The following is a 12888-nucleotide window of genomic DNA, read 5'->3' as shown; positions in this document are numbered from 1 at the left end:
CTACTTTTTAGATTCCAATAATTCGTTCAATACTTTTTTGGCCGAATCGATTTTTTCATGATCTATATTTTTTCCCACCACATCCACTAATTCCTGTAATTGAGTTGGCGTGATGCCCTGTATTAAACAGATGTTCATATGCGAACGCAACATGGGTTCCACACCGCCGATCGTTGCCAGAACGGAAACCGTGACCAGTTCCCTTTGCTGATAATCCAAAATGTCCCGATCAAAAATATCCGCAAACAGATGCTCCTTCAAAAAGACTTCGATGATTGGGGCGAATTGGGCATAATCGGCAGGCGGGCCATCCAATTTGGCGTGTAGCAAGGTTTCCAAATTAACTTTTCCCCGTTCGTATTTTGTACGATTATCTTCTATTGGAGTAGCTTCCGCTCCTAGCTGATCTTCAACTCCTTCGGCCTTGCGTTCGTCCAAAACTTTGATAAAAGTCCGTAAACCACGCAGGCTCCTTGGAAATCCACAATAGGCATATAGATGCACCATAACTTCCTTGATTTCGCTTACTGTCAATCCGGCATCCAGACCTTCCGTTAAAGCGGATTCCAAAGTTTGCAGGTCGCCTTTTGCGGTCAGCGATGCGATGGTAATGATCGATTGTTGCTTAGCATCCAAATTCACGGTTGTATTATCCTTGAATTGGGCATTCACATGATTTGTAACACCAAGAAACGCAGTAGTCACTATGGCGATACCAATTGTTATAAGCTGTTTCATCCTATTACTATTATTTTTAATTTTTCGCTACTTACTAGCGGTTTATCATTTTCTGGTTCGCTTCGGAATAGCGTTCACCCAACAAATCAATCTTTGAGGTGGCCTCTGTAATTTGTTGCATTTCCCCATCTGTAAAAGTAATACCGGTCGCCCCTAAATTTTCTTCCAGCCTTGAAGACTTTGTAGTACCGGGAATGGGTACGATCCATGGTTTTTGATAAAGGATCCAAGCCAAGGCCACTTGTGCCGGAGTGGCCTCTTTTTCCTTGGCAAAAGCTGTAACCAAATCTACCAAAACAAAATTATCCCTCAGGTTCTCTTTGGAAAATCGAGGCACGGTACTTCTAAAATCATTATCGGAAAAACTGGCATTCCTATCTATTTTGCCTGTCAAAAATCCTTTCCCCAAGGGACTAAAAGGTACAAAACCGATACCCAATGCTTCCAATACGGGCATGATTTCTTCTTCCGGCTCTCGCCAAAACAATGAATATTCGCTCTGCAAGGCAGTAACCGGTTGCTCCGAATGTGCTCTTTTGATTACTTCGACACCTGCTTCGGAAAGTCCAAAATGGTGTACTTTTCCCTCAGCTATTAAATCCTTAACTGTACCCGCAACCTCCTCAATGGGAACCTTTGGATCCACACGATGCTGATACAATAAATCTATAGTATCTACCTGTAAACGTTGTAAGGAAGCATCCACCATATTCCGAATAGTGTCAGGACTACTATCCAAGCCCGTCACTTTTCCATCTTGATAACCAAAACCAAATTTTGTCGCTATTTGTACTTGGTTCTTAAAAGGATTTAAAGCCTTTCCTACCAATTGTTCATTAAAGTAGGGTCCGTACACTTCGGCGGTATCAAAAAAGGTTACCCCCATTTCAACTGCTTTACGGATCAACAGAATCATTTCCTTTTCGTCCTTCGCAGGGCCATATCCAAAACTCATCCCCATACAACCGAGGCCGATTTCCGATACTTTCAGATTCTTTCCTAATATTCTTGTTTTCATTTTTTATTTTTTAAAGATTATCCCAATCAGTTCATCATGTTTTAAACTTTACGGATAAAGATAGTGGCCGAAATCTTGTTCCCTATTATTGGTTTGATACAAAAGTAGTGGGCCAAAAACCAAAAAGACTTACCCAAATTACGGTTATACCTACCACTATTACGGATTTTATAATAACCGTTTGAATTACTGGTAATCAATGGCTTATCTTTAACAAAAATTAGAGGTCAATGAAAAATGTACTGCACATAGATACCGTTGGAGATTACCTTAATTTGAGAAAACAAGAGGTGTTGCACCCTTTGGTGGGTATCGTTGATTTTGAGAACGTAAACAAAGAAGGCTACGAAAACAAAAACTATGATGCCTTTCATTATAATTGCTATGCTGTTTTCTTGAAGGATGCCAAGGGATGTAAAATGCGATACGGGGGTAAACCCTATGATTATGATGAGGGAACCCTTGTATTTATGGCTCCCGGCCAAACTATTGAATTAAGTGGTTTTGACCCTGATTATGTACCCAAGGGGTATGCAATACTGTTCCATCCTGATTTATTGATAGGTACGGAATTGGGCAAAAAATTACATAGCTATAGTTTTTTCTCCTATTCAAGCAATGAAGCGCTACACCTTTCGGCTAAAGAACGGAAGGTAATTCTAAGTCTACTTGAAAAAATACAGTTTGAGTTGGAACAAAACTTGGACAAGCATAGTAAAAAGTTGATCGTAGCCAACATTGAACTCTTTTTGGATTATTGCACTCGTTTTTATGATAGACAATTCATTACACGAGAGGTAGAAAATATAGGTTCTTTGGAGAGATTCGATGTTTTGTTGAGCCAGTACTTTTCATCCGATAAACCACAAAAGCATGGAACTCCAACTGTGGGTTACTTTGCGGATCGCTTGCACCTTTCGCCCAACTATTTTGGAGATTTGGTGAAAAAGGAAACTGGAAAATCGGCCCAAGAGTACATCCAGAACAAGCTGATAGAAGTTGCTAAGGAACGCGTATTTGATCCATCAAAATCTTTAAGTGAGATAGCATATGAATTAGGGTTTAAATATCCACAACATTTCACAAGGCTCTTTAAACAAAGGGTAGGGCACTCGCCTAGTGAATTTCGAAATTTGAACTGATTCTTCAGTTAAAAAGGAAATAGGATAGAGAATAGGGTTCTTTTTATTTTCAAACTCATTTTCAAAACTACAATTCTTTAAAATTGCCGTTTTCCAGTACCATTTCTAAAATATAAAATACCTTTTTAGAGGCTGTCCTGTTCGTGGTCTCTTTTACTAGTTTCGTTATTTGACCTTTTACGGAACTCAAACTGTTTTTAAAAATTCAACATCTTATAACTGTAGGTTCTACTAGGCAGAGATGAGTAATCTCTTTAAGCGCAGTTTAATTAATTACTCCATTTTCCTTTAAAATAAAAAGTTTATGAATGGTAGATATCATAATTAATTACTGTCAACTCTTATACTTTTTAGTACCAAAATGCACTATTAGTTTACTTGGGGCAGAAGCAAATCTGGCCTCAGTTTTTAATTATTTACAGTAAAAAATCTGGTTGAGTTATTAAAAAGTCACCTATTCGGTGAGTATAAAAAATAAAAACTACCAAAAGCCCTGTACACAGGCGTTTTCAGAGATAGGTTCTAGACCCTCCGGCTCCACCACAAAAAATCCTAAATGACTTATTAATAGCTATTTAGGATTTTTTTGTTTTTAGTTTTGTACGATTAATGTACTGTAATAGAATTTAAAGGCTATTTCTGCGATTGAGCAAAAAAATAAAAGTTATGTTTTGAGCATCATTTTCTACATTTCCTACATGGTCCGATCAACTTAGCAAAAAAAATAAAGTTATGTTTTGGGCATCATTTCGTGCATTTCCTACATGGTCCGATCAATTGAGCAAAAAAATAAAGTTATGTTTCGGGCATCATTTCGTGCATTTCCTACATGATTTGAGATTTAGACCCCCTCCCCCGGTCCATCCACGGCCCCGGCGCGGGGTCCCGCCCGGGCGAATAGGTCCCGAAGCACCTTTTCGGGCCGAATAGCCTTAAGGGATTGATTACCCTACTAAATCAGTAGACTATATAAATACCAAAAACCCCTCACACCATTAAGAACGGCGCAAGGGGCAAACCAAACATGACAGAGAGTATTATTTGACCAATGGCATTTTGGCCGTGAACATTCCCAAAATCTGTCCGGGCGCTTTGGACCCGATCAACCGCCCGCCCATGGGGCCGTTTTCGACCATATCCTTAAAATAGGGCAAGGCTTCTTTTTCCCCCAAAGGTTTCAACCCGAATTTCACATCACTACAATTCAAAAGAAGGTTGCGTTTCTTATCCCGGAAAAATTGAATACCCAGCTCCTCGGCGACATTTACCAAGTATAGAACAAATTGCTCTTTATGTTCGTCCCGGCTGGCACCTTCCTCCATGGTCAAACCGCCTTCGATAACCTTCGCGGTCATCTCCTTTAAGTAGGTAGCGGAGTTCTTTTGTTTACCTTTTTCCATTTTATAGAACATGGCCTTCAATGAAATCATGTGATAAAGGGTAGCGGCACCGGGGTTCTCTATGCGGTGTGCAACCCCGGACCAATCAAAAAGGGTTTTTGCCACATCTTCAAGATCGGCCAGTTGAATTTTGATACCGCCGCCCTGGTAATGGGCTTTAAGATTATGCTCGTCGACCATTTCAAAAACTACACTATTTTCCAGGGCCGAATCAAAAGCCGCCTCGGCAATGGCATTTTTTAATGGCCCTTGATCCCAATTAGGATTAAAGTCGGGTTCCGGCAGGCTGGCGGTTAAGGCCTTTACAACCTCCTTTGCTTTTGCGTGCCTTGCTTTTTCGCGCTCTTTGTTCGCTTTGTCAATACTGCTTACTGTACTCATGTTTATTTAGTTTAGAATTAATAATTACTTTATTTTCTTTTGCCCCATGCTTTGACAGCTTGCAAAACCTCGTTGGGGTCCACCGCCCGAGCTTCTTGCAATCGTTCAAGCAATCGGAGGTATCTTTTCGTTGGCTTACCTAAATGGGATTTTTTGAAGTGTGGTTTTTTCAGTTCCGCAAGGATCTCATCCATTTCCAAATAAGACTTATATCGGCGGTCCATATCCCGCCATTTGTGTGACCTCGTTTGTGATCTATACAAGCCACCCGGCACCAATTCCAAATGCATGAACCGACCATGCACAAAAATTAGCTTTCTCGCCCGTTTCCCGGAATATGGGCAGACAAAACCATAAATATTGCCTCCGGTCGCCAAATTGCACCGGCGGGAGGTCAATTCTATTTGCTCCCTAACGGACTGCCCGGCCCAATCATATTGAAGTATGACTTTTGATTCGCCGTTTGTAAATATGGCCACGATCCGAACCTTTAGGATATTTCCATCATTCAAGGCCAGCTCGAAGGATCCCCCGGTAATATGGCCCTCTTTAAAAAAGCCGCACTTGTTCAGGAAAGCCGCCCTAAGCTGGGGCGCTTCGTCGATAATTATAGGTAGTCTCGATTTCTGTCCCATATTATAAAGTCTTTAGGTATAGATCTGCAAGATCAGCGCCTTCGGGCAGATCGTTATTGTTTTCCAATTTAGTTGAAACGGCAATTGAAGTCATACCGACCTCGCCCATGCCTTGGGCCTTTTCTTTCCACGTTTGAAACTCGCTTTTATCGGGAAATAGAACCACGTCCCTATTTTTAAGGGGTTTCAACATTGAAGGCTTTAAATTCTGCTTACTTCCTGTTGCCAGCCATAGGATTGAAGGCTCCAAAATTGCCATGATGAGGGCTGTTTTTTCGCTCTCTACAATTCCGATTGTCGAGTCGTAATCCGTAGCAAGTAAATGCTGGCCAAATAAACATTGGTTCAATTTGAAATCTTTGGCCTTTATAGCGTTATGGATCCAATTTATCCGGGGGAATGGCTCTTTGATCCGCTTGCCCGTTATTGGATCATAGTTCATAATCTTGCCAGCGTGTACCCTCTCGGCCTCGTCAATTTGCCAAAATACGGTTGAGGCTGGCCAATATGAATTTGTAACCGAAAGAAGATACTCCCGGCAAACCGTTTCGACCCTGCCCTTTGGGAACTTGGATTCAAGAAAAATAGTAAGGTTGTCCTTATTTCGTTGATCTAGGAAATAGTCTTGGACCAATTCCAAACTATGGAAGCTGGGCTTCTTTTCAATGGCAGGCTTTAAAGGCTTAAACATTTCGACTGCTTTGCCTTTTTGGCTAAAATATTTGACATCGCTCTTATTATAAAAAAGGCGGGTTTGTTCTAAGAACCATTCAGTAATATAGCAATGGCCGGAGCCAAGGCGCTCCAATACTTGGGATTTTGGAACCAAGGCAAAGACCCCAAGTTTATCAGTTATCTTATAGGCCTTTTCACTAATCGAACGTATGGCCATACATTCGACCAAATAGCATTTTTTGCCTAGGCTTGGCGCTTTATGATAACCGCAAGCACTCTCACGATCGCAACGGCCAAGGCCAGCGTCCTCTACATATTCCCCGGTGGTTCTATCAATATACCGAACCAAGCGCCGCTTACCACAATTCGGGCAAAAGTGCTTTGCTGGGCCGGGGTCCAATTTATACTTAAAATTGCTCATCGTCCTCGGTTTTTTTACGGCTAACCATAGCCACGTTTCCCACGGTCATTCGTTTCGTGAAAATCTTATGATGGTTCAACCTCTTAATGAAGTTGGATTTGTTCACAGCTCTGAACCCGTCGCCTAAGCAATAATTCCGGTACTCCGGGTAAAGCTGGCTAATTGGGATATAATCGTCGATCGCTGGCCTGTATTTATAATCGTCAATGAACATCTTTACACTATCGGAGGCCTTTTCATATAATGCCCGGGCATTATCGACCGCCTTACATTTTGAGAACGATCTATTCTTTAGGATTCGGTCTAGGCCAGCCAATACCCAATTGAATACGCCGGAAAGTTCACGAGCTATGATCTTATTTGCTAGGTCCCGGTCCTGTTTATGCTCCGGGATGGTTTCGTCAAAGGCTATAATCAAGAAGCGCCTAAAAAAAGCGTTCGAATGTTCCACATCCTTAGGTAGATCATTGCTATTGAAGATCAATTTAGCATAATCCTTTATAATGAAAGGCTCACCATAAGGAAGGCGGGCGTCAATGGGTTCCCCGCTGGCCATTTGCTTAAAAATATCGACCTCCAATTTGCCGTTAATCTCGCTAGCGTAGTTAACAAGCTTATTCGCAATCTTCGCTCTGTGGTAACCCTTTTCATCGGTCAAGCTTTGGAGGCTGTAATTTGAGACGTTTTCAGAACCTAATAAGGCGTTGATAATTTCAAAGAATACGCTCTTACCATTGGCGCCGGACCCGTAAAGGATCAACATTTTCTCGAGTTTTAAAACCTCGGTTTTCGTGAATATATACCCGGCGTATTCGGCTAAAATATTCTGCTTGCCTTTGTCCGGGATAACCTCGTCTAGATACTTTTGGAACAATCGCGCCTTGGCCTGTGGGTCGTAGTCAAATGGGAGTTGATAAGTAACAAAGTCCTCTCTCTTAAATTCCCTCAATTGCTTTCCATCCGGGCCAATCTCGAAGGTGCCGTTTTGCAAGTTGATCAATACCTTGTTATTGTCCTCGGGCGGGGTCGGAAGATAAGCCTCCGACATGAATTGTTTATGTAGATCGTCCTTAAATCCGAAGATCTTCGCTTTGAATTTCTCGACCCCCATTTTTAAGGCTACATTCCCAAGGAAATATTGGAAGGCTTCTTTGCTTATTTCATTCCAAAAGGAACCGTTATATACATAAATAAAGCCGTTCTTTTTACATAAACCCCAGTCATTGGCCTCGGCAATCTTTAGGAGTTGGTCCACAACTAAAACTAGGTAATGGTTGCGGGTTAACTTGTACCCCGCCAATTGCTTTTGTAGTTTTTGGTATTCCTTTAGATCTTCGGCGTTGTCCTCGTTAAGTGTCCCGTCGGGGTTAGTTACCCGGGGCCTTAACTCCTCCATTTTTTCAATGGTCAATCTGCTCTCGGGAAAAGCCAGCAGAAGGAAGTCTAGCGCCTCAATACTATTGCCCAGCTCCTCTAGGATATCCTCCCCGGTCATGACCTTCTTGGCCGGGGCTTTAATTTGTTCTGTCTCTGTCAGTAAGTTTTGGTTCATTTTAGCGGTTTTAAACTAGTTAGTAATTCCGTTTTTTTGTAATACCTCCTTGATCCGATCGCATAGGCCGTAACCCGGCCTTTATTGGTCCAGTGCCAAAGGGTGGATTGATCTATTTTCAAGAATTTAGCGGCCTCCTCCCGGGTAAGAAGTTCCTCCTCAGGTTCTTCGCTTTCCGGCTTTGGATTTGACCCGAAACGATCCGCCAAGGCGTCGGCAATGCCCTTGGTTAGCTCCTCAAAATCTATTTGGGTGAATATGGTTTTTTTCATTGCTCGTTAAGTTTTTCAAGGATTTGAGATTTCAAAAAGTACAAGCGACGCCCGATCCTTATAAATGGTATTTCAAAATTGGCTGTCCAGTAGCTAAGAGTCCGATCGCTTATATCAAGCATTTCTAAAACCTCGGCGCGGGTCAGGATCTTCTCATTGGTTTTTAAAAGTTTCAATTCTGCCTTCAAACGATCGATAACTTCCTGTTTTTGCTCGAGGGCATCCACCAAACCGATATTTGTTTTTAGAGTATCGTCCTTGGCGGCCCAATATATTTTTACGATTTGCGCCAGTCTCGCGTATAGTTGTTTAGGCCCTTCAATTTGGATATCAAATTCATTTAGGGCCACGAGGTTATCCAGTCTAGGGTGTGAGATGTATTTGTCCCCGTAAACATCGAAAAGCAACCCGGCTAAATTGATTTGATCCTTACCGTAATCAAGATCTAATCGGTTTCCTGTCAGGTGTAAATACCTATTGTTCAAGTGCTGTGGACCATACTCCGGGCGGTTTTGGTTCCACTGGACAATAGTCTTGCCGTCCCTTTTGGCCCTCTCGACCGCCCATTTGAAAGACAGAATTGCATCCGATTCGGTATAATTGAGGTTGTCCGACTCAAAAGATCTGTATTCGTCTTTTTGGCCGTCGTAAGTGTAAATACAATACACAACATCGGTTAGCTCCCCGAAGCTTTCCCGGTCGTAGTGGACAATCAAAATATTCTTGTCAAGCTCTTTAAGTTTTTTCATTGTCTAATTTCTTAAATGGTTAACCGTTGCGGTGCCTGCAACTATTTACAGGAGCAAACTTAGGGGTAAGTGCTTGTTAGGGTGCTATGAGTTTTCTAACGTTTTCAACCAAGAATAAAAAGCCCCGACCATTTGGCCGGGGCTTGTGTTTTTAACGTAGGGTCAAGGGTTATTCCATAGTAAGTATTGAAATAAATTCAGATTTGAATAAGCCTTTGTATTCTTTTGGGACCGCTCGGTAAATGGCCGAGGTTTCAAGGATCTCATCAAAGAACATTGCTTTGAGTTCCTGAACCCTGACGGCCCTTTGTCTTCCTTGCAGCAATTCAATTTCTTGTACCTCTTTTTGGTATCTGCTTAAAAATTTCATTGAATGGTCAAGGTTTTCAAGTTGAAGCTTTTCTAGTAGTTGGGTATATTTGTTGTTTTTCATAATGTATTGATTTACTGTGATTTAATTTTAGAGCCATGTAGGAAATGTAGAAAATGATGCCCAAAACATAACTTTATTTTTTTGCTCAATTGATTGGACCATGTAGGAAATGTAGAAAATGATGCCCAAAACATAACTTTATTTTTTTGCTTAAAAGTAATTAGCCAATTCAAGAGCAAGATCCTTGCTTGATTTACCTATATATTCTAGAAATAAGGCTTCGGTGCTATGGCCGGAAATATACATCAAATGACTAGTAGGTATTTTACCGTAGTGATTAGTACAGAAGGAGCGCCGTCCGATATGACTTGAAACCAAATCCCATTTAGGATATTCAGCTTCAATGACCCTGTATTTGGCTCGTTCCTTTTTATTTGGATTGATATTAACTTTCTTTCTTCCGGTTACCATTTCGTTTATACCGGCCAGTTTACAAACCTCTTTGATATATTCATTGTATCGTTGATCGGATATTTTTCTAGGGAACTCGCCGCCTCTCTTTTCAAGTATGGCCTTTACTTTTGAATGGACCGGGATAGTCATCAGTTTCCCTGTCTTTTGTTGTTTGAACTCTAAAAGCTGTTTACCATCTTCAACCCTTATCATATTGGATTCAAATCTTAAGAAGTCTGAAACCCTTTGACCTGTGAAACAGGATATAATCAACCAATCCCTAGCATTTTCTTGATATTCAGTTTCAAGTTCTGCTTTTTCAATTTGAGTAATCTCTTCAAAGGATAGGTAAGGACTTTTGATAGTTTCTTTTTTGAGGTTCATATCTTCAAGTTGGAAATGAACCTCCAAACCATGGTAACGAGCATGACGGCAGAAGGTTTTTATAAATTTCAATTCCCTATTCATAGTATTTTGAGAGTACTTTTCCTTTAAATAGTAATCTTGAAATTCATTTTTAAAATCGCCTCCTATTTCCGCTATTAATAAGGTAGAGCCTCTTTCAATTTGAAACCGTTCCATTTTGTTTTGAACAACTTTAAACTTTTTTTCAGAGGCTTTTGAAATATCGTTTTTACGATCTTCAATATAAAAGTCAATATAACTTACCAAATCCTTAGGGAACCTCTTTTGACCCTTAGGATTATAATACAATTCAAGTTTGGATTGAAGCCATTTCTTATTGACTAGACTAGGATTTTCTTTTTCAAACTCCTCAAGGATAAAGCTCTCAATCTTCATTAATTCAGACTTGACCTCCTTTTGTCTATTAATAATGTCAATATCCTTTGATTTCTTATTGTGTTGCTTGACCCAATATTCTTTTGAAACTTTCAATTTTGTTTTAGCTCCGATTACATGATCCTTTATTCCATCCGAATGGATCCTAAAAAGTAATCTCAAATTAAGATAAGATTCCGGCTTTGTGGAACGGTAAAGAAAATTGATTGAGGCCATTTTTTGTATTATTTTTGTACGGTAGAATACAAAGATATACAATTTTATTCAAAACTATTCAATACCTTTGAGTATTTCAATTAATCAAAAAGTATTGTATTTAAAGGGCTATGAGAGTATTTACGGTAATTTGAAGATATTGAGGTTTTTTATTTGGTGATTCCCTCCGGCTCCACTTTAAAAGCCACCTTCTGGTGGCTTTTTTACTCATTACTTAGTTATATTGAATTTTTATCGGTATTCGTAATACCTCCTAAGGTCGGTTTCATTGCGCCTACGGGAGTCGAAGGCCAGCGCACCAGCTCGTGCCTTAACTAAAAAATGTACATAGGACATCTATTATACGCACGATTAAGCGCAACTGGTCCATACCCCATTACGACCATTATTATAACAACCCACACGCATCGTACGAAGCCCTCCCTTATTCAACCCAAAAATCCCATCCCGGGATATAAAATCAGCATTTCACAATTCTCATAATATAGTTTCATAAATCCATCTTTTTATAAATAAATCACTCCAAAATCGATATTCTTATTGATAATTAAGATTTTCTTCACTAATTAATTATTTAAAAACATTAATTTAAAGACATCGATTTGATAACCAATCAATTAGTTGCACTAAAAACTTTACAATTTAAAAAGCATGCTTTTTAGACCTGAGAAATATTCGTTCAAGTTTTCAAGACCCTCACCGCTATTTATCTGTATCCTACTACTCGGATGTTCTCCGAAATTTTCAAACATGGCACTGCCCATTGAGGATATACAGGAGTTCTCTTATGCCGGAGAAGTGGTTTTAGAGGATCGATGGTGGACCGCTTTTGAAGATGAAAACCTGAACCGATTGATCGATAGCGCTTTGGCATCCAACTTTGATCTGGCAGCGACCTGGCAAAGTTTTTTGGCGGCCAAGGCGACGGTAACCAGGGAAACTTCGGACAAATGGCCCCAAATGGAAGCGTCTGCACAAACGGCCCGGAATTTTCCCGAACCCGATTTTGCCGGAGGAGAAAATACCCAGCTTGGTTTATCGGCAAACTACGAGGTTGATCTTTGGGGCCGGGTAAAAACCGCCGTACAGGCCGAAAAATTCAGGGCAGAGGCCAGTCTTTACGATTACCGTGCTGCGGCCATATCCATTTCCGCCGAAATCGCGACCACCTATTACCGACTACTGGCCGCTAAAAAGCAATTGAGAATCACGGAGAATCAGATCACCACAAATGAGGATATCATCAAATTAATACGGTCGCGTTTTGTGGGGGGGCAAATAAGGGCAGTCGACATCCTTCGACAGGCACAACTGTTGGAGAGTACCAAAGAGCAACACCTTCTCATTGGCAGCAACGTTCGCCTTTTGGAGCATCAATTGGCCGTACTGTTAGGTAGACAACCCCAGGAAACCATTGCATTGGAAAAAAAAGACCTACCTGCCCTTCCCGAACCGCCACAAGCCGGACTTCCCTTGGAACTCATTCGACGAAGACCGGATATCCAACAATCCTATGCCCTGCTTCTCGCTGCCGATCGGGATATGGCATCTGCAGTGCGTACCAAATACCCAAGCCTCTCCCTTTCGACCAGAGGACAATTGAGATCCAATAATTTTGACAATCTTTTCGATAATTGGGCCTATTCATTGACCGGTAGTTTATTGACCCCTTTGTTCTATGGCAGACAACTGAATGCGGAGGTCGATAGGACCGAGGCCCTAAAAAACCAACGTCTTTACGAATACGGACAAGTAACGCTAACAGCCTTTCAAGAGGTGGAAGACGGTCTGGTCCAAGATCGCATGCAACAGCGAAGACTGGAAAATATTGAACGGCAACTAGAGCTTGCCACAAAAAGCAACAAGCAATTGCGCATCGAATTTTTGAACGGTTTCAGTCCGTATCTCGATGTACTCCTAGGTTTGGATCAAGAGCAACAATTGCGCAGGGACCAAGTGGCCGCCCAGGCGCAACGAATAGCCATTCGCATTGGCTTATACCGGGCATTGGCCGGAGGATTCGATACAGGCCGAACTTTGGAAAATTGAACGAAATACCACG

At 41.2% G+C, this 12888-nt stretch carries 12 protein-coding genes; 2 read left to right on the top strand and 10 right to left on the bottom strand.

Annotated elements, in window-relative coordinates; all coding sequences use genetic code 11:
* Entirely contained in the window at positions 1-738 is a 738-nt protein-coding gene (locus tag PHU20_RS07450; protein WP_274824726.1) for a carboxymuconolactone decarboxylase family protein, read from the bottom strand.
* Positions 739-772: 34 nt separating this feature from the next.
* On the bottom strand, positions 773-1756 hold the full coding sequence (locus tag PHU20_RS07445; RefSeq protein ID WP_274824725.1) for an aldo/keto reductase: 984 nt from the start codon (positions 1754-1756) through the stop codon (positions 773-775).
* Positions 1757-1986: 230 nt separating this feature from the next.
* On the opposite strand from PHU20_RS07445, the gene PHU20_RS07440 reads away from it, so the two are divergent.
* Positions 1987-2898, top strand: a complete 912-nt coding sequence (locus tag PHU20_RS07440; protein ID WP_274824724.1) for a helix-turn-helix domain-containing protein — start codon at positions 1987-1989, stop codon at positions 2896-2898.
* Between the two features lie 1037 nt (positions 2899-3935).
* Here the strand turns inward: PHU20_RS07440 and PHU20_RS07435 are convergent.
* From PHU20_RS07435 to PHU20_RS07400, 8 genes are all read right to left on the bottom strand, one after another.
* On the bottom strand, positions 3936-4679 hold the full coding sequence (locus tag PHU20_RS07435; protein ID WP_274824723.1) for a hypothetical protein: 744 nt from the start codon (positions 4677-4679) through the stop codon (positions 3936-3938).
* 29 nt (positions 4680-4708) lie between these two features.
* Positions 4709-5314 carry a hypothetical protein gene (locus PHU20_RS07430; RefSeq protein ID WP_274824722.1) on the bottom strand — a complete coding sequence of 202 codons (606 nt, stop codon included), beginning with the start codon at positions 5312-5314 and terminating at the stop codon, positions 4709-4711.
* 1 nt (position 5315) lies between these two features.
* Complete coding sequence (locus tag PHU20_RS07425; protein ID WP_274824721.1) at positions 5316-6410, bottom strand: DUF6371 domain-containing protein; 1095 nt, start codon at positions 6408-6410, stop codon at positions 5316-5318.
* Positions 6397-7962 (bottom strand): DNA primase family protein, encoded by a 1566-nt coding sequence (locus PHU20_RS07420; protein WP_274824720.1) that lies wholly within the window; start codon positions 7960-7962, stop codon positions 6397-6399. Before PHU20_RS07420 ends, PHU20_RS07425 begins: the two co-directional genes overlap by 14 nt.
* On the bottom strand, positions 7959-8234 hold the full coding sequence (locus tag PHU20_RS07415; RefSeq protein WP_274824719.1) for a helix-turn-helix domain-containing protein: 276 nt from the start codon (positions 8232-8234) through the stop codon (positions 7959-7961). The genes PHU20_RS07420 and PHU20_RS07415 overlap by 4 nt, the downstream gene beginning before the upstream one ends.
* The gene (locus tag PHU20_RS07410; protein WP_274824718.1) at positions 8231-8983 is read right to left on the bottom strand and encodes a helix-turn-helix transcriptional regulator; all 753 of its coding nucleotides are present in this window, start codon (positions 8981-8983) and stop codon (positions 8231-8233) included. The genes PHU20_RS07415 and PHU20_RS07410 overlap by 4 nt, the downstream gene beginning before the upstream one ends.
* Before the next feature lie 169 nt (positions 8984-9152).
* Positions 9153-9416 carry a hypothetical protein gene (locus PHU20_RS07405; RefSeq protein ID WP_274824717.1) on the bottom strand — a complete coding sequence of 88 codons (264 nt, stop codon included), beginning with the start codon at positions 9414-9416 and terminating at the stop codon, positions 9153-9155.
* Between the two features lie 150 nt (positions 9417-9566).
* Positions 9567-10826, bottom strand: a complete 1260-nt coding sequence (locus tag PHU20_RS07400) for a phage integrase SAM-like domain-containing protein (protein WP_274824716.1) — start codon at positions 10824-10826, stop codon at positions 9567-9569.
* Positions 10827-11576: 750 nt separating this feature from the next.
* Here PHU20_RS07400 and PHU20_RS07395 point away from each other — a divergent pair.
* Complete coding sequence (locus tag PHU20_RS07395; RefSeq protein WP_274824715.1) at positions 11577-12875, top strand: efflux transporter outer membrane subunit; 1299 nt, start codon at positions 11577-11579, stop codon at positions 12873-12875.
* The last annotated feature ends 13 nt before the right edge of the window (positions 12876-12888 follow it).

The organism is Maribacter polysaccharolyticus, from assembly GCF_028882255.1.
In the GTDB taxonomy this organism is placed as follows: domain Bacteria; phylum Bacteroidota; class Bacteroidia; order Flavobacteriales; family Flavobacteriaceae; genus Maribacter_A; species Maribacter_A polysaccharolyticus.
This window is presented reverse-complemented; position numbering and strand designations above follow the sequence as displayed.

Excerpts from the sequence above, each read along its gene's own strand:
- PHU20_RS07425 (WP_274824721.1), bottom strand. The coding sequence starts at position 6,410 with ATGAGCAATTTTAAGTATAAATTGGACCCCGGCCCAGCAAAGCACTTT.
- PHU20_RS07445 (WP_274824725.1), bottom strand. The coding sequence starts at position 1,756 with ATGAAAACAAGAATATTAGGAAAGAATCTGAAAGTATCGGAAATCGGC.
- PHU20_RS07405 (WP_274824717.1), bottom strand. The coding sequence starts at position 9,416 with ATGAAAAACAACAAATATACCCAACTACTAGAAAAGCTTCAACTTGAA.
- PHU20_RS07420 (WP_274824720.1), bottom strand. The coding sequence starts at position 7,962 with ATGAACCAAAACTTACTGACAGAGACAGAACAAATTAAAGCCCCGGCC.
- PHU20_RS07450 (WP_274824726.1), bottom strand. The coding sequence starts at position 738 with ATGAAACAGCTTATAACAATTGGTATCGCCATAGTGACTACTGCGTTT.
- PHU20_RS07410 (WP_274824718.1), bottom strand. The coding sequence starts at position 8,983 with ATGAAAAAACTTAAAGAGCTTGACAAGAATATTTTGATTGTCCACTAC.
- PHU20_RS07440 (WP_274824724.1), top strand. The coding sequence starts at position 1,987 with ATGAAAAATGTACTGCACATAGATACCGTTGGAGATTACCTTAATTTG.
- PHU20_RS07395 (WP_274824715.1), top strand. The coding sequence starts at position 11,577 with ATGGCACTGCCCATTGAGGATATACAGGAGTTCTCTTATGCCGGAGAA.
- PHU20_RS07415 (WP_274824719.1), bottom strand. The coding sequence starts at position 8,234 with ATGAAAAAAACCATATTCACCCAAATAGATTTTGAGGAGCTAACCAAG.
- PHU20_RS07430 (WP_274824722.1), bottom strand. The coding sequence starts at position 5,314 with ATGGGACAGAAATCGAGACTACCTATAATTATCGACGAAGCGCCCCAG.
- PHU20_RS07400 (WP_274824716.1), bottom strand. The coding sequence starts at position 10,826 with ATGGCCTCAATCAATTTTCTTTACCGTTCCACAAAGCCGGAATCTTAT.
- PHU20_RS07435 (WP_274824723.1), bottom strand. The coding sequence starts at position 4,679 with ATGAGTACAGTAAGCAGTATTGACAAAGCGAACAAAGAGCGCGAAAAA.